The organism is Bacillus sp. N1(2025) (genome assembly GCF_053470005.1).
Map to the genome: position 1 here is coordinate 93,905 of NZ_JBLTJB010000004.1, position 16,931 is coordinate 110,835.

Genomic DNA, 16,931 nt, shown 5'->3' on the forward strand with positions numbered 1-16,931 from the left:
TATAAAATTTTCCGAAAATTTAATTGATTACCGCCTCTTAATCATATATAATCTGATAAAAATAGTAGGATTATTCAGGAGGCACACAGATGACTGTAAGCATTGTGTTTATGGGTTTCTTTGTCGGAACGCTTGTCGGATTGACGGGTGTGGGAGGAGCGGCGCTTTTGACTCCTTTACTGATCGTTTTGGGGATCAACCCCTCAATCGCCGTCGGCACTGACCTTTTATATAACTCCATCACCAAACTGTTCGGTGTCGTTTCTCATTGGAAGCAGCGCACCGTTCAATTTAAACTTGTCGGCTACTTGGCGCTCGGGAGCATTTCCAGCGCAACAGCCGCCATCGGTGTTCTTCACTTGTTTCCCGCTTTTCACCAGCATCAGGAGCAGATTATCAAACAGGCGCTCGGCTACGTGCTGACCCTTGTCGCCATTTCCATTATCGCCCGCCTTTTTTTCGATAAAAAACTGCGGCCGAACCGCTGGCAGCAAAAAACGCTTGAAGAAAAGCGGACACTCATGATATTGATCGGCGTCATTTTCGGCTTCATCGTCGGCCTGACATCTATTGGGTCCGGCTCGTTATTTGCGATCGCCATGCTATACCTGTTCAGAATGAAAACGGCAGAAGTGGTGGGAACGGATATCGCACATGCCTTTCTGCTCGTAACTGCTGCCGGTCTGTTAAACGCAAGCTTCGGAAGCGTCGATTACCTGCTTGTATTGAATCTGTTGATCGGCTCTGTGCCGGGTGTGCTTCTCGGCAGCTTCTTTTCGCCGAAATTCTCACCGCGCCCGCTGCAATTTGTGATGGCGGCGATTATTTTAATCAGCGGAATAAAATTAATATAAAAAAGGCGGTCTGTTGTCAGATCGCCTTTTCCCTTATAACGTCACACCGGACTTAAAGATTGCAAGCTCCCGAAAATCGTTTTTTTCGTTATTGACGCATTCTCCGCTTGCAACTTTAATAATGTATTGAATAAAATCTCTTACAATGTGATCTTCTGTTGTTTGGTCTTCCGCCAATCTGCCCGCGTTGTAATCAATCCAATGAGGCTTTGATTGAAATAAATCGGTATTTGTTGATACTTTCACAGTAGGGACAAATGTGCCGAACGGCGTGCCTCTTCCGGTTGTAAACAAAACGATGTGACAGCCCGCCGCGGCGAGCGCTGAAGAAGCGATTAAATCATTGCCGGGCGCACTGAGCAGTGTCAATCCCTTTGTTTTCAGGGTTTCACCGTATGTCAGCACATCAGAAACCGGTGCAAGACCGGCTTTTTGGGTGCAGCCGAGCGACTTGTCTTCGAGCGTTGAAATGCCGCCTTCCTTATTCCCTGGTGACGGGTTTTCATAAATCGGCTGCTCGTGCTTCATAAAATATTGCTTGAAATCATTGATCAATCGGACTGTTTTATGAAACACTTCTTCGCTCGCCGCACGCTGCATGAGAATCGTCTCAGCGCCGAACATCTCAGGCACCTCCGTTAAGACCGTGCTCCCTCCCTGTGCAATCAAGTAATCTGAAAATCTCCCTAATAAAGGGTTTGCGGTGATGCCGGAAAAACCGTCCGACCCGCCGCATTTCAATCCGATGCTCAATTCTGACAGCGGAATCTCCTCACGTTTATCTCCCTTTGCCGCAAGGTGTATCTCTTTAAGTAGCGCAGTCCCTGCTTCAATTTCATCTGTGACAGCCTGTGATTCGAGAAATTTCACCCGATCTCCGTTCACTTCAGAAAGCGTTTCCTTAATCGCCGCCAGCTCATTATTTTCACAGCCGAGCCCTAAAACCAGCACACCGCCCGCATTTGGATGACGGATGGCGTTTATCAGCATTTGTTTCGTATTCTCATGATCATCGCCAAGCTGGGAGCAGCCGTATTGGTGCTTTAAAACCAGCACATTGTCAAAGGGCGCAATGTCTTTCGCCTCTTTTACGAAGCGCTGCAGGATTTTCTCAGCAACGCCGTTTACACAGCCGACTGTAGGTACGACCCACAGTTCATTCCGGACGCCGGATGTACCGTTTTCTCTTTTGTAGCCTTTAAATGTCCGGTTCTCATTTGTAAAAGGATTGTCCTCGAAGCGCGGTGAATACGTGTATTCTTGCACATCAGATAAATTCGTTTGCAGATTATGGGTATGAATATGCTCGCCGGCCGAAATCCGCCTTGTCGCACGCCCGATCGAAAAACCGTATTTAATAATGCTGCCGTTTTCTTCAATGGTTTGCAGCGCGATTTTATGCCCCCGCTTTACAGGGTCCTTCACTTCAATCGTCAGTCCGTCTGTATGCAGCCGCTCCCCTTTGTTAAAATGGCGCATGGCGAGAAGCACGTTATCGTTTTTATGGATTTTTATGACCTCTTTCATTTTACTTCCCCCTTTTTGCCGCAGCATTCATGTAACGCATGCTTCATACCCCGCTTATGAATGACAGACAGAAAAAAAGCCGTTCGTTCAGTCAGCCCCGGAAGATGATTCAGATTCCTCCCCCACAATCGCTCTTCTCCTAATATGGCAGATGCCGCTTGAAACATATCATCTTTGCAACGGGACCGCGCCATTTGGAAACGGTTAAGAACCTCCTCGCCGTCAGCCGGTTTGTTCGGTCCGTTCCAGTATGAATAGATCATGGCGCTGAACGAAAATACCAGCTTCTCAGGTAGCCGGCCCTCCTGTTCGATATAAGCCTTCAGCGTCGGCAGGTTTCTTGTTTTGAATTTCGCGGCGGCGTTAAGGGTAATGCTTTGCAGATAATGTTGGATATAAGGGTTTTTAAACCGCTGTAACACATCTGCCGCGTATTGGGTGACACCCTCCATTTGCAGCACAGGGAGGATTTCTTCATTGATCAGCTCTTCGATGAATCTGCCCGTCACCTCGTGCTCAGCCGCTTCCCGGACGGTTTGCAGTCCGTATAGTAAAGCCACTGGCGCCAATGCCGTGTGAGCGCCGTTTAAGATTCTCACCTTTTTTGTCCTGTAAGGCGTAAGGTCAGACGTGATCAGTGCGTTCAGCCCGGCCTCAGCAAAAGGAAGCTCATTCTGAAGCTGTTCCGGCCCTTCTATCACCCACAAATAATAATGCTCACCGACCACAAGCAGACGGTCTTCGTATCCGAGAAAATCGGTAAGTTCTTCCGCGGTATCAACAGGAAATCCGGGAACAATCCGATCCACGAGAGTATTGCAGAAGATGTTCGCGTCATGAATCCATTGAGTAAAATCAGGCTCCAGCTCCCACAGCCCGGCATATTGAAGCACGGCAGCCTTCAGTTTCCGTCCGTTTTCTTCGACCAGTTCACATGGAAGCACAATGCACCCTTTCTCGGTGTCACCCGCAAATGCCTTATAGCGAAAATAAAGGAACGCCGCTAATTTCCCGGGGAATGTTTTTTGAGGTCTATCCTCAAGCCGGTCGCCTGTCTCAAACGTAATTCCCGCTTCCGTCGTATTGGAAATGATAAAACGAAGCTCCTCTTGTGCTGCCAGCCGTTTAAAGGAATCATAGTCAGAAAAAAGATCAACGCCGCGGCTGATAGATTTGACGATCATGTGTTCTTCAGCCGGTTTTCCGTCCTTTATCCCCCGCAAAAAAAGCGTAAACAAACCGTCCTGCTCGTTTAAACGTTTGATTTTCTCAGAGCCTCTCGGCTGTACGGCGACAACGCTTCCGTTAAAATCCGTCAATTGATTCAATTGATCGATCTGCCAGTCTGCGAAGGCCCGCAAAAAGTTGCCTTCGCCGAACTGAAGGACTTTTTCAGGATATTGAATGTATTCACCGCACATCTTTTTATTCAGCTGACGCAAGCTGTCCGCCTCCTTCTGTATTTATGCACACGTTAACATTTCTCCGCGTGAAAACCCGGATAATCAGACGGGCCGTTATGTGAGTTTTTTAATTGAATCTCTTATCATCACCTCGGTGTTTTCGTATATTTTTTCCGCCCCCGTATCCGGGTCGGCGATTAGCGCCAAAATCTTCTCTGCGCCGAGTATGCTGATTTTTTCAACCGGGCGTTTTACTGTCGAAAGCCTCGGCGTCATGTATTGGGAAATGCCGATGTCATCAAATCCGATAACGGATATATCTTCCGGAACGTTCAGGCCTTTGGCGAAAATGGCATTCATCGCCCCGATCGCCATATCATCGTTTGAACAAAAAACAGCCGTAGGCGGTGATTGAAGCGCCAAGAGTTTTTCCATCGCCTGACTGCCGCTTTCCATATCATAGCGGCCTTTTACACTGTATTCATGCTTAATCGGAATAGAATGATCAATTAAAGATGTCAAATAGCCTTCTTTCCGCTGAGAAGTTGACCTGAATCCTTCCTTTCCCTCAATGATCGCGATATCTCTGTGTCCGTTTGCGATCAGGCAGTCGACCGCCTGTCTGGAGCCTTCTTTATCGTTTGACAGGATATTCGTGATGCTCCGGTCATCAATGTCCCGGTTCAGCACGACGAGCGGGATGTTTTTCTCGCGAATATGATAAATAAATGAATTATCACTGTCGCTTTGGCTCATTAAAATGATTCCGTCATACCTCATGGGCGTAATGGTTTCAAAGCTTTTCAGGTCGTCAATCGCGCGGACGAACAAATTGTATTCCTCACTGATTGTGCGGTTTACACCTTTGATGGTATCGGAAAAAAAGCTGTGTGAGGTTCCGTTTGTGATGCTTGTAAAAAACAGTCCGATCGTATGGGACTTTTGCATGGCAAGGCTTTTTGCATTTACATTCGGTGTGTAATTCAGCTGTGAAGCGAGCGCTAATATTTTCTGTTTTGTATGCTCTTTAATGTAGGGGCTGCCGTTAAGTGCCCGGGATACGGTGGTGTGGGATACGTTGGCGAGTTTTGCGATATCTTTTATGGTTACCATCGTTTTTCCTTTCTTTCTGTATGCTGTCATTTATTTCTATTGTACCATTAACGGACAGTCCATAAAATCACTAAAGTTGAGGTTTTGCATGATGTAAGTCCTGAACGAGCTCGGCATGCTGCCGGTCCGTCAGCTTATACATCAAACCGATAATCAGCATGGCGCACGCTAAAGCGAAAGCCGGGTACAGCAGCAGAAGCCCTTTAATCCCGATTAACGTACCTTTTGTCTGAGATGCATTCGGGATATAGCCGATAACGCTCAGCCCGATGCCTGAAAGAAAACCTGATAAAGATTGGGCGAGTTTTCTGGAGAAGTTGAAAAGCGAATATGTCGTCGCCTCCTTCCGTTCACCCGTCTTCCATTCTCCGTAATCAATAATGTCCGACACAAGCGCCCACGTAATGCCGTTTGGTATGCTGATCCCGATAAAAGCAATGCTCGCTAACGCCGTAAAGATATATACATTTGACGGGAGACAAAAATTCAGCGCATCAGCCGCGGCGCTGACGGCAAAACCGATCATCACCGTTTGCTTTTTTCCGAAGCGTTTGACGAGTTTCGGCATAAACAAAACACCTAAAAATGAAGAACCGATGATGATAAAACTCATGTAGGACATCAACTCCGCATTGTTGAGATTGTACTGGGCGAAGTAAACAAGCATAGCGGATTTAATGTTATATGCCGATATTGAGAAAATCGTCATGAAAACGACGGTCAGAAGCGGTTTGTTGCCGATAAAGCATTTGAAAACCGACATGACGGACAGCTTTTCTTTCGGCGCTTCACGGACGATAATTCTTTCTTTGCAGTTTCGGTAGCAGATCATAAATCCCGCGATTCCGACTACGGCCATCATTCCCATGACTGCCGGGTAGCCGATGTGAACGTTATCAAAATGAACGAGAATCGGGATGACGATGACACTTGTAATGAGCAGCGCGCCGAGGGAGCCGATCTGGCGGAATGCAGAAAGCGCCGTTCTGTCCTCCGCATCCTGTGTAATGGCCGCGCCGAGGGAGCCGTACGGAATATTGACGAAAGAATAAGCGACCCCCCACAGCATGTAAGAAGCATAGGCGTACACAAGCTTCCAGGTGACGCTCACATCCGGTGACACAAAAATCAATACGGTCATGACCGCAAGAATAATACTTCCGAATAATAAGTACGGCCTGAATTTCCCCCGGGGTCCGATCTTTTTTCTGTAGTCAATGGCCGAGCCGACAATCGGATCAGTCACAGCCGCAAACAGCTTGCTGACCAAAAAAATACTGCCGGCGAACGCTGCCGGAATGCCTGCGACATCTGTGAAAAACTTCAGCAAATAGATCTGCCCGAGATCAAACATAAATCCGTTCCCAAAATCTCCAAATCCATAGGATACTTTTTCTTTCAGACTCAGCTTATGCTCCTTCACTTTTGCGGCAGGTGCTGTCACGACAGGCACATTACTCATAGGCCACCTCTTTCATTCCATTTTTTAAAAGCGGAAATATTCCTCAGCATTCCGGTAACAAATCCCCTCGACAATCTTTCCTAAAAGCTCCATATCGTAAGGCGCTTCGCCTTGTTCCGCCCAGCCGCCGATCAGCGTGCAGACAAGCCGCCTGAAGTATTCATGGCGGGGATAGGACAGGAAACTTCTTGAATCCGTCAGCATCCCGATAAAACGGCTGAACAGGCCCATGTTTGATAACGTTTTCATTTGCTGGAGCATTCCATCTTTCGTGTCATTGAACCACCAGGCTGTGCCGAATTGAATTTTCCCCGGTGTTTTCCCATCCTGAAAGCTGTTGATCATGCTGGCGATAATATAGTTGTCATTCGGATTCAAAGAATACAAAATCGTTTTAGGCAACTGCCGCTTTTTTTCGGCGGAATCTAACAGCCGGGCAAGCGGTTTTGCGATACGTTCATCATTAATTGAGTCATATCCCGTATCAGGACCGAGGCTGCTGAACTTATTTGTATTGGTATTTCTTAACGCGTTAATATGGAACTGCATCGCCCAGTCCAGTTCGGCGTAAAGACCGCAAAGATATTGCAGCGTCCGTGTTTTGAATTTCTTTTCATCTTCAAAAGACACATGCTCTCCGCTTAATCCGGCTGCAAAAATCCGGGCCGCTTCCTCTTCGGTCGTCTCGGCATAAACCATTTGATCTAACGCATGATCCGACACTCTTCCCCCGGCATTGTGAAAACAGCGGACGCGGGATTCTAACGCATCTAAATACGATTGGTAGGTGGTGACAGCTATTCCGGAAGCGCTCTCCAGTGAACGGACCCAATCGGCAAAACCCGGGCTGCTGATGTCCAGTCCTTTGTCAGGCCGAAATCCGGGCAGTACTTGAACCGGAAAATCACTTTCTTTCAACAGTTCGTGGTATGTCAGCGCATCGGCAGGATCGTCGGTTGTGCAAATGACTTTGACATTTGATTTCAGAATGAGATCTCTTGCGCCAAACCCGTCTCCCTGCAGGAGCTCATTCGTTTTTTTCCAAATGGCCGCGGCCGTTTTTTCATTCAATACGTCATAAATGCCGAACCAGCGCTGCAGCTCTAAATGCGTCCAGCTGTACAGCGGATTGCCTATCGCCATCGGCACCGTTTTTGCCCAGGCGAAAAACTTCTCTTCATCTGAAGCGTTTCCGGTAATGCAGCGCTCTTCAATGCCGTTGGCCCTCATAATCCGCCACTTGTAGTGGTCACCGTAAAGCCATGCCTCCGTAATGGTTGCGAAGGTTTTATTTTCATAGATTTCCTTTGGGCTTAAGTGACAGTGATAATCAATGATCGGCATGTTTTCAGCGTATTCCCGGTACAGCTTTACGGCCGTTTTACTATCCAGTAAAAAATCATCACCCATAAAAGCTTTCACACTTTCATCCTCCCTCTTAAAAATGTTAACGTTAACAAAATGGTTCTTTTTTATTTTAGCTTCCTCTTTCTCACATATCAATCATTTTTATTTTATTTTTCAGAAAATTGTATCCGTTAACATTTTCATACAAAAAAAGACACTGCCGAGAAAGTCCGGCAATGTCTTCTGTGTGATCTTAAGGATTAGTAAGCGAGGCTGAATAATCCTTTGATATGTGTTAAATAACGTACGTTACTTGCTTCTTTCATTAAAGATGCCGGAAGACCTTTCAGCGGAGTAGAGTTCGCTCCGATGATGGCAACCGCGTCTTTACGTCCGAGGCTTGCAAGCGTACCAGAGTTTACAGGCTTGAATGTTTCAAGCGTTTTTCCTTCTAAGTAAGCGAACAGGTTGTAACCGACAAGTTCACCCATCTGCCAAGCGATTTGCGCTGTCGGCGGGTACGGACGGCCGTCCGGCGCAAAGTATACAGCGCTGTCTCCGACAACGAATACATCTTCGTGAGAAGTAGATTGTAAGAAATCGTTAACCGTCGCACGACCGCGGTTCACTTCGAGGCCGGATTCGCCGACTAACGGGTTGCCTTGTACGCCGCCTGTCCATACAAATGTGTTGGCAACGACTTTTGAACCGTCTTTCAGATCAATAACGTTTCCTTCAACATTTGTAACAGGAAGACCTGTTAAGAACTCAACGCCGCGTTTTTCAAGACTTTTTGTCGCGCGTTCGATAAGGTCATCAGGAAGAACAGGAAGAATTTTCGGACCTGCTTCTACTAATTTCAGTTTGATTTCTTTCGGATCTACGCCGTATTTTTTCGTAAGGTTCGGCATGATGTCAGCAAGCTCACCGACAAGCTCGACGCCTGTTAAGCCGCCGCCGCCGATAAGGATCGTTGCATCAGCTTCGTTTTTCGTTTTAGCGTATTCACGCACACGGTCTTCCACGTGTTTGTATACTTTGTTCGCATCAGCAGCAGATTTCAGCACCATGCTGTTTTCTTCGAGTCCAGGAATGCCGAAATAAGCCGTAACAGAACCAAGTCCGACAACAAGCGCGTCATAAGTCAGCTTAGAACCGTCAGAAAGGGCAACTTCTTTCTTATCAACTGAGAAAGAATTGACTTCTGCGATTTTAATGTCGACGTCTTTTCCTTTCAGAAGTTTTTCAAGCGGCATAGCAACAGCCTGTTCAGACACGTTGCCGGCTGCAAGGCGGTGCAGTTCCGTAATGATTTGGTGAGTCGGGTATTTGTTCACAACGGTTACGCGTGCTTCATCTTTACTGTAATGTTTGCGAACGGTTAAAGCAGAAAGAACTCCGCCGTAACCAGCGCCTAAAATGACAATATGTTTTGACATCGTATATCCTCCGTCCTTTATATCAATTTGAATCTGAGATTATTTTTGTTTTTCGTTCATGATTTCAAGATAGCTGTTAGCAAAACGGAACAGCTTTTGAGCTTGAGGGTCTTTCAGCATGCGCAGCAGGCCGAAAAGTCCGATCGTTTCATTGCTTGCATCCGCGCGGTCTTTTGCTTCGATCGCAGTAGCCGCCACTTCTTTCGCTGTTTCTTTCACCGGCTCAAGAATTTCTGTAAGCGCACCCACTGTATCGCTCTTCAATACTTCGTCTGTCGCTACAGACTGTGCAAAATCATAAGACTTCGTTAAAATATTTACTAACTCAGTCAGTTTTGGAAGCTGATCCACTAAAACAGTCAGTGATTCTTGAACTTCAGGTTTTAGCAGCTGATCAATAAGATCGCGTTGGCCTTGGCTGACAGATGCATTTGTTTGATCGATTGTTTCTGGCATATCCGATTCTCCTTTACTATAAGCAGTATGCTGATTTTTTTGGAAAGGGTAGCCTTTCCCCCTTCATGCAGAAAAGCATGAAAAAGCAAGATTGTGAATTCATGCACAATCATTTACAAAAATAAATGTTTACTACCCAGTTTTTCACTTTGCCATATCCAGTATTATTTTTATATCAACAAAAACAATTGAATAAGTCAAAATTTCTTTTTCCTCTCTGAAAATAGCAAACATAAAAAACCCCAATTTGATTTACTCTTATATAATAACACTTTTTGAACAAAATTTGAACGTGAATTGTTTCGTTTATGAAATTATTTATATGGCGGGGGTGTAATAACGTTTCTTTTAGGCTATTTTTTTACAGACCATCCGCTTTTCCCCTGTCATTTTTCCCACAATTTTAATAGCGGGCCCGTTTTTCCCGTAAAGGGGTCGCATTCCGGGAGCGGGACACGGCTGATTTCTTCTGAAGTTCTATCATTTTTCTCCGTTTTTGTATCGTACTGCCGGCCGCCCGGATAAGCCCCGATCACGGTAAAATCAGAACTGCCCGACAGTTTTTTATGTCCGGTGCCGGCCGGAATGACCGCTGCGTCTCCCATTTGAAGAACGGCGTCCGCTCCTTGTTCCCCGCCGAACCTCAAAACCGCGTTTCCTTTTACCGCGACAAGAACTTCGTGCGTGGTGCTGTGAAAATGGTGATACGGAAATACTCCGCCCGTCCAGCTGTTCGACCAATCGTGCCGGCGGAGGACGGACTCTGCTTTCTGTACCGTTTCTTCATTAAATACCGCGTTATAAATAACAAGCGGAAGATTCGGGTTATTCGGAATGCGGCCGTCATCTTCAAAATAAAGCACTTGAATATCCTCTTTCTGCATTGTTTTCACCTCCGTATATGTCTGTTTCCCATTCATCATTTGTTAAAACGCTATTTTCTCATATTCCATTGCGAAGCCTGCCGGTGAATAGTATAGTATAAAAAAATATGTGTCAAAATGAGGGATTTAATGAAAGCCATCGTGATCGGAATATTGGCATCTCTGTTTTTTGCAGTCACCTTTATTTTAAACAGGGCGATGGAGCTTTCCGGCGGAAGCTGGATGTGGAGCTCTTCCCTGCGTTTTCTTTTTATGGTTCCGTTTTTATTTTTGATCGTTTATGTGAAAGGAAAATGGGCGCCGCTCTGGCATGAAATCCGAAAAAAACCGTTTTTTTGGCTGAAGTGGAGTTTTACCGGGTTCGTGCTTTTTTATGCCCCGATTACGTTTGCGGCGGCATATGGGCCGGGCTGGCTGATCGCCGGCACGTGGCAGATTACAATTGTCGCGGGTGTGCTTCTGTCGCCGTTTTTCTACGAAACAAAAAATTCACCGGCGGGCCCGGTTTCCGCCAGACAAAAGATCCCGCTGATTTCGCTGGTTACTTCCGTCATCATCCTGATCGGAGCCGGTCTGATTCAGCTTCAGCATGCGGGTTCTCTGTCCGGCCGCACGATACTATTCAGCGTTGTGCCGGTCGTCATCGCCGCTTTTTCCTATCCGCTCGGCAACCGCAAAATGCTGGAACAATACGGCGGAAAACTCGATACTTTTCAGCGGGTGCTCGGCATGACGCTCGCAAGCCTTCCGTTTTGGCTTTTGATCGCCGCTTTCGGCTGGCATAGAGACGGGCTTCCGTCAATGGGACAGACATTCCAATCCTTTATCGTCGCACTCAGCTCTGGCGTTATCGCAACAGTATTATTTTTCCGCGCCACCGATATGGTGAGAAATGAGCCGCAGAAGCTCGCTGCTGTTGAAGCGACGCAGTCCGGAGAGGTTCTTTTTGCACTGATCGGCGAAATCGTCTTTTTATCCGCGGCGTTTCCGTCACTTCTTTCATTTGCCGGACTGTTCATTATTATTGCGGGAATGGTCATGCATACATTCGCTTCCCGGCAGACAGACCAGAAAACGGCTGAGCAAACGTCAGCCAATCTCACCGGTTCCTGATTTTTTTACGAAAGGTGTCCTCCTGTATGAAAGAAGAAATTCCGGCAATATCTTTTCTGTCAGCCGGCAAACGCTTTGAACAAAACAATACGTCCTTTGATGTCCTGAGCCGTGTAACCGGACATATTCAAAAAGGTTCTATCACGGCGTTGATAGGCCCTTCCGGCGCGGGAAAAAGCACATTGCTGTCACTTTGCAATCTGATGAATACACCTGATGAAGGGGAAGTGCTTGTATTCGGAAAAGAAATAAGGCGCTGGGATATCAGGGAGCTCAGAAAAACCGCGGGCCTTGCATTTCAATCAGCTCCCGTCCTCGAGGGCACGGTGCGGGACAACCTTCTGCTCGCAGAAAAACTCCACGGGGCACAGCACTATACCCCTGAAGAGCTCGCAGATTTTACAGACCTTCCGCGCGGGCTTCTGGATCGAAATGCAAAAGAATTATCCGGAGGGCAGCGGCAGAAGCTCTCATTAGCGCGAACTCTCGCCGGACTGCCGTCCATCCTGCTGCTGGATGAAATCACCTCGGCGCTGGACCCGTCATCCGTTCTCATCATTGAGAAACTGATTACGAAACTCCATCGGCAAAAACAGCTGACGGTCCTGTGGATCACCCATAACCTTGAACAAGCCGAACGGTTATCCGATACGGTATGGTTTATGGCTGAGGGTCGGCTTTTAGAGACCGCGGAAACGAAAACGTTCTTTAAGGAACCGAAACACGAAAAGGCCCGGGCGCTTTTACAAGGGAGCGGGTGCTGATATGAATGATCTTTCTCTGTTATTGACAAGTATATTTGTCATTATCGCTTTATTCCTGTCTAAATCTTTTAAAGCCGGCGTCGAAAAGGATATGATCGTCGCAACCGTCAGGGCCGTCATTCAGCTGCTTATCATCGGCTATGTGCTGTCGCTGATTTTTCGCGGTGATCACCCGATATTTATCATATTAATGGTGCTTCTCATGCTCACGGCCGCTTCGCACAATGTCGCCAAACGGAAAAAAATGCGGATCGGCTCATTTTGGCGCGTTTTTCTGACACTGGCGATCGCGGAAACCGTGACGCAGGGACTTTTACTGACCCTTCACATCATTCCGTTCACTTCAAGATATGTCATTCCGATAAGCGGCATGGTCATCGGAAACTCCATGGTGCTCTCAAGCCTGTTTTTAAGCAGGCTCAGTTCGGAAGCAGACCTGCGGAAAGAAGAAATCCAGCTGATTCTCTCTCTCGGAGGAACGCCTAAGCAGGCCGTCCGGCAGATATTGACGTCCAGTATGAAGCTCAGTATGATCCCGACGCTTGAAAGCCAGAAAACATTGGGTCTCGTTCAGCTTCCCGGCATGATGACGGGGCAGATTTTAGCGGGGGCTGATCCGATACAGGCGGTGCGCTTTCAGCTGCTGATCGTTTTTACAACGATGGCCTCCGCTCTTCTTACATGTATCATACTCAGCGCCTTGACATATCCTTCCCTTTTCACGGAACACTGGCAATTAAAAAAATTCAGCAGGGAAGCGTAGGCTTTTTTCCCTGCTGAATGATGGTTTATGACAAGGTCAGAGATTCATAGTAACGGGATAATTCAATAATCATCGCTCCCATCCGCTCAATGTCCGGAGCAAGGACCCTCTTTACCCCTTCATCCCGGATCGCTTCAGCCGTCACTTTGCCGACTGCGGCGGCAAGCACTTGTTTTTCGAATGCCTGCTGCAATTCTTTTGTGAACCCTTTTTCTTTTGCATAATCAAAGAGAGAGCGCACTTGAATGGCTGTTGTAAAACATACGGCATCGACCTCTCCGTTTAACAGCTCTCCCAGCAGTTTATTAACCGTCTCCCTTTCAGGCGGAATATGCTGATACGGCAGAACAGGGAATACCTCCGCTCCGTTTTTCTCAAGGAACTCCGTTAAGACCGGCGCTTTTTCGCCATGAAGCTGTATCATGACTTTTTTATCTTTAAAGTCAAATCGTTCCAAGGAGCGGATCAGCCCTCTTGTTGTACCGTCTTCATCTGAGGCATGCGGCGTGATGCCGAGCTTTTTTAAGGCTGCATATGTTTTATAGCCTCTGCAGCCGATTTTCGCTTCATGAACGGCCGCTAAAAATTCTTCTTTCAGACCGATTTTTTCCGATACCGACAATAACGTTTCCGTACCGATGCCTGTGGTGAATATCACCCAGTCGGCTTTTTGCCCGGCAAATGTTCTTACGTCGGGTTCAATTTGATCCTCCGCCAGGTATACGGTTCCTTGGAGGGAACGGACGACTGCCGTTCCGCCCTGCTTTTCTATTAATTTTGTGATCTCTTCTGTTTTCCGCGAACCGCCGATGGCAATCCGTTTCCCGTTCAATCCTTTTCCCATCGCTGTTTTCTTCTTCCCTTCAGATGCCGGGCGCCCTATGGCAGGCCGTCATTTATTTCTATTATTGTTACGCAATCAGCCGGGAAAATCAAGCTATGCTCCCGTTGAATCCCCCGTGCAGTTGCTGTATCATTAACCGGGCAGAACGATTTGATTCGCGGAGGGACTTTCAATCATGGAAACAAAAAAAGAGTTCGAGACAAAAGGATACGATACTTCGGTCATTTATGAGTTCAATGAATATCCTGATGTTCACAGCGGCCGATGTGACAATTGCGACTACACGCTGTTTAAAAGTTCAGTGAAGGGCGGAAAATTTTTGAGGGAATGCCGGAGATGCGGCATGAAGAAAAACATATAACAAAACAGGCAGCCGTCTTCCGGTGCGCTGCCTGTTTCTCAATCAATTTTCGACGGCCGCCGTTTTCAAAAATTCTTCAATGGCGCAAACAGCCTGTTTGGGGCCGCCGGTTTCTTCTATTTTCTGCTGCATGCTTTTCACGCGGCTGAGGATGTTCTTATCGCCGTATACGTTCTGAACGTCTTTTTGCAAACGGGCCGCAGTGACTTCTTTCGGCGGCAGATGCACGCCAAGCCCCAATTCATCCACACGCTTTGCGGTGACCTCTTGTTCGTGCATTTGCGGAACGACAACGAGCGGGACACCCGCATTCATCGCCTCCATTGTACTGTTCATCCCGCCGTGAGATACGAACAGCTTTGCTTTCTCCAGCACATCAAGCTGAGGAACGTGCTGGCGGATGATAAAGTGATCGGGGACATCCGAAAAACTTTCCGGATCAATTGTTGTGCCGACTGACATAATAACCCGCCAGTCCGAGTCCCGAAACGCGTCAATACACATCCGGTAAAATTCAGGCCAGGCGTTAAACGCCGTTCCCAGTGAGATGAGCATAAGCGGACGGTCATCGGCTGCATCAATTTCCAGACTTCCCGTATTTGTGCGTTCTCCAAGAGACGGACCCACAAAACAGAATCGTTCATCAAAGGTTTCCTGTTTCGGCTGAAAGGCCCTTGGCATAAAGACAATATTCAGTTTTTCAGGCATAAAAAATTCTTCCATTGTCATCCGTTTCAATTGTTCATTTTCAATCTGCTCCTGATATTCTTCTATCGCCTGTTTGGCCGCTTCCAGTGTTTCTTCGTCTCTTCCTAATTGAAAATACTCATTCATTGCATAGCTCGGGCAGAACTTTACGGCCGGGATGCCGCCATTATCCGCAAACAATTTTCCGGCAAGAGCTAAAAAATCAAACAGGACGATGTCAGGAAGGTCGTCTTTGTACAGCTCTTCCAACTGCGGAAGCACTTCAACCGCTTCTTCCAGAAACATCACAAACGCGTCATTTTTATTTACCCGTTCTTTTATCGTCTCCGGGTCCGCCTTTATGCTTGTGCGGTATAAAACGGGAATGGCGCCCGTTTTGGCAACGGAAGCTTCAAATTCCTCAGTCGTAGCGAATGTCACTTTATACCCGCGATTGACAAGTTCCTCGGCTACAGGCAGCGTGGGATTGACATGACCGTGAGCGGCCACATTAATAATGGCGATGTGTGTTTTTCTCATCTTTTTTCTTCTCCCTCACTTTCGTTTATCTCCGCTTCTAAAGACTCCAGCCCGTACATGACACTGTTTCGGATCGGCTCAATCCCGACGGGCTCAAGGTGTGAAAAGGTTTTTACAATTCCTTTCAGCGCGGCTTCCGCTTCAAGTCTGGCAAGCGGTGCGCCTAAGCAGAAGTGTACGCCGAATCCGAAGGAAAGGTGCGGATTCGATTGGCGATGAATATCAAATACGCCCGCCTTCTCAAATTTGTTTTCATCACGGTTGGCAGATGCAACGTAGCAGAGAACGATCTCCCCGCTTTTCAAGCGGCGTCCGCGCAGTTCAGTGTCGTGCCGGACCGTCCTTCTGACAAACGGAGCGGGAGCGCGAAAACGCAGCGTTTCTTCCACCGTTTGCGCGATGAGAAAAGGGTCCTGTCTCAGCTCTTCATAAAGGCCGGGCGTTTCTAATATGCTGTAAACCGCATTTGAAATGAGATTAGTCGTTGTTTCATTTCCCGCCACTAAAAGCAGGTTGCAAAACGGGATCAGATCTTCTGCCGTGAGCTTCTCTCCCTCTTCTTCCTCTTTTATCAAAATAGAAATAATGTCTTGGCCGGGCTTTTTTCGTTTACTTTCTATTATTTCCGCAAAAAACGCCGCCAGCTCCGCCTCACATTGGTCACGTTCCTGCTGATTTTTCTCCGCCGCTTCAGGACTCGCATCTTTCGGCATGCTGACGAGAATGTCCGACCATTTTTTAAACTGATCCATACGTTCGGACGGAACGCCTAATAATTCTGAGATCACTATGACCGGCAAAGGGTAAGAGAGATCTTTAACGATATCAATCCGCCCTTTGTTCTTTGCCTGTTTCAGGAGATGATCGGTAATGTCTTTAATTCGCGGCTCCCATTCCTTCAAGACGCGGGGAGTGAAAGCGCGATTGACGGCAGATCTGATTTGGGTATGCTTCGGCGGGTCCATATTCAGCATGGACTTTGCAATCGAGCTTTTCACATCAGTCATGAGGCTTGAGAACGTCTCTTTATCACTGATGACTTTTTTGACATCATCGTATAAAAACACACTCCAAACCTGCGTTTCTTCATCAAAGTGTATAGGGCTTTCCCGTCTCATTTTTTCGTACCAAGGAAAAGGGTTGTATACGTCCAGGCCGTTTTTTCCTTTCATCAGGGTTCTTTGGATGGCTTGTCTCGTGCTCCTCAGCTTACTCATGTTTCATCACTCCTGATTGTTTCATATTTGAATAGTTGACGTACCTTGAATTTTATCCTAGCACATATTTTCAATTTTTTTCTATTCATAACCTGAACTATTAACATAACACAACAAAAGTCATAAATCCGGAGGTGAAATTTCTCCCAAGAAAACA

At 47.0% G+C, this 16,931-nt stretch carries 16 protein-coding genes; 5 read left to right on the plus strand and 11 right to left on the minus strand.

Annotated features, from left to right (window positions below; all coding sequences use genetic code 11):
* Positions 1-89: 89 nt before the first annotated feature.
* The gene (locus ACNFN4_RS10750) at positions 90-854 is read left to right on the plus strand and encodes a sulfite exporter TauE/SafE family protein (protein ID WP_448200160.1); all 765 of its coding nucleotides are present in this window, start codon (positions 90-92) and stop codon (positions 852-854) included.
* 33 nt (positions 855-887) lie between these two features.
* Here the strand turns inward: ACNFN4_RS10750 and ACNFN4_RS10755 are convergent, their stop codons facing one another.
* The 8 genes from ACNFN4_RS10755 to ACNFN4_RS10790 all read right to left on the minus strand — a co-directional run bounded on the left by ACNFN4_RS10755 (position 888) and on the right by ACNFN4_RS10790 (position 10,485).
* The gene (locus tag ACNFN4_RS10755; RefSeq protein ID WP_022553499.1) at positions 888-2,381 is read right to left on the minus strand and encodes a UxaA family hydrolase; all 1,494 of its coding nucleotides are present in this window, start codon (positions 2,379-2,381) and stop codon (positions 888-890) included.
* Entirely contained in the window at positions 2,378-3,823 is a 1,446-nt protein-coding gene (locus ACNFN4_RS10760; protein WP_448200161.1) for a tagaturonate reductase, read from the minus strand. The genes ACNFN4_RS10755 and ACNFN4_RS10760 overlap by 4 nt, the downstream gene beginning before the upstream one ends.
* A gap of 75 nt (positions 3,824-3,898) precedes the next feature.
* Positions 3,899-4,897: a LacI family DNA-binding transcriptional regulator gene (locus ACNFN4_RS10765; protein ID WP_448200162.1), complete on the minus strand. Its 999-nt coding sequence runs from the start codon at positions 4,895-4,897 to the stop codon at positions 3,899-3,901.
* Positions 4,898-4,967: 70 nt separating this feature from the next.
* The gene (locus ACNFN4_RS10770) at positions 4,968-6,359 is read right to left on the minus strand and encodes an MFS transporter (RefSeq protein WP_095271570.1); all 1,392 of its coding nucleotides are present in this window, start codon (positions 6,357-6,359) and stop codon (positions 4,968-4,970) included.
* Positions 6,360-6,383: 24 nt separating this feature from the next.
* Entirely contained in the window at positions 6,384-7,781 is a 1,398-nt protein-coding gene (gene uxaC, locus ACNFN4_RS10775) for a glucuronate isomerase (RefSeq protein WP_448200163.1), read from the minus strand.
* A gap of 185 nt (positions 7,782-7,966) precedes the next feature.
* Positions 7,967-9,145: an NAD(P)/FAD-dependent oxidoreductase gene (locus ACNFN4_RS10780; RefSeq protein WP_014417508.1), complete on the minus strand. Its 1,179-nt coding sequence runs from the start codon at positions 9,143-9,145 to the stop codon at positions 7,967-7,969.
* A 39-nt stretch (positions 9,146-9,184) separates the two neighbouring features.
* Positions 9,185-9,601 (minus strand): DUF1641 domain-containing protein, encoded by a 417-nt coding sequence (locus tag ACNFN4_RS10785; RefSeq protein WP_003154908.1) that lies wholly within the window; start codon positions 9,599-9,601, stop codon positions 9,185-9,187.
* Positions 9,602-9,987: 386 nt separating this feature from the next.
* Positions 9,988-10,485, minus strand: coding sequence for a cupin domain-containing protein (locus ACNFN4_RS10790; RefSeq protein ID WP_007407302.1), 498 nt, complete (start codon positions 10,483-10,485; stop codon positions 9,988-9,990).
* Positions 10,486-10,614: 129 nt separating this feature from the next.
* Here ACNFN4_RS10790 and ACNFN4_RS10795 point away from each other — a divergent pair, with 129 nt between their 5' ends.
* From ACNFN4_RS10795 to ACNFN4_RS10805, 3 genes are read left to right on the plus strand one after another with little or no spacing between them, the layout of a single operon-like run.
* Complete coding sequence (locus ACNFN4_RS10795; RefSeq protein ID WP_007407303.1) at positions 10,615-11,598, plus strand: DMT family transporter; 984 nt, start codon at positions 10,615-10,617, stop codon at positions 11,596-11,598.
* Positions 11,599-11,624: 26 nt separating this feature from the next.
* Complete coding sequence (locus tag ACNFN4_RS10800) at positions 11,625-12,362, plus strand: ABC transporter ATP-binding protein (RefSeq protein WP_047935630.1); 738 nt, start codon at positions 11,625-11,627, stop codon at positions 12,360-12,362.
* Position 12,363: 1 nt separating this feature from the next.
* Entirely contained in the window at positions 12,364-13,125 is a 762-nt protein-coding gene (locus ACNFN4_RS10805; RefSeq protein ID WP_003154915.1) for an ABC transporter permease, read from the plus strand.
* Positions 13,126-13,150: 25 nt separating this feature from the next.
* Here the strand turns inward: ACNFN4_RS10805 and ACNFN4_RS10810 are convergent, their stop codons facing one another.
* A complete protein-coding gene (locus tag ACNFN4_RS10810) occupies positions 13,151-13,969 on the minus strand; it encodes a uroporphyrinogen-III synthase (protein WP_448200164.1) in 819 nt (272 codons plus the stop codon).
* 175 nt (positions 13,970-14,144) lie between these two features.
* On the opposite strand from ACNFN4_RS10810, the gene ACNFN4_RS10815 reads away from it, so the two are divergent.
* Complete coding sequence (locus ACNFN4_RS10815; RefSeq protein WP_003154919.1) at positions 14,145-14,330, plus strand: hypothetical protein; 186 nt, start codon at positions 14,145-14,147, stop codon at positions 14,328-14,330.
* Positions 14,331-14,372: 42 nt separating this feature from the next.
* Here ACNFN4_RS10815 and ACNFN4_RS10820 read toward each other — a convergent pair whose 3' ends face one another.
* Positions 14,373-15,557, minus strand: coding sequence for a macrolide family glycosyltransferase (locus ACNFN4_RS10820; protein WP_014417501.1), 1,185 nt, complete (start codon positions 15,555-15,557; stop codon positions 14,373-14,375).
* Positions 15,554-16,774 (minus strand): cytochrome P450, encoded by a 1,221-nt coding sequence (locus ACNFN4_RS10825; protein ID WP_448200165.1) that lies wholly within the window; start codon positions 16,772-16,774, stop codon positions 15,554-15,556. Before ACNFN4_RS10825 ends, ACNFN4_RS10820 begins: the two co-directional genes overlap by 4 nt.
* Positions 16,775-16,931 lie beyond the last annotated feature (157 nt).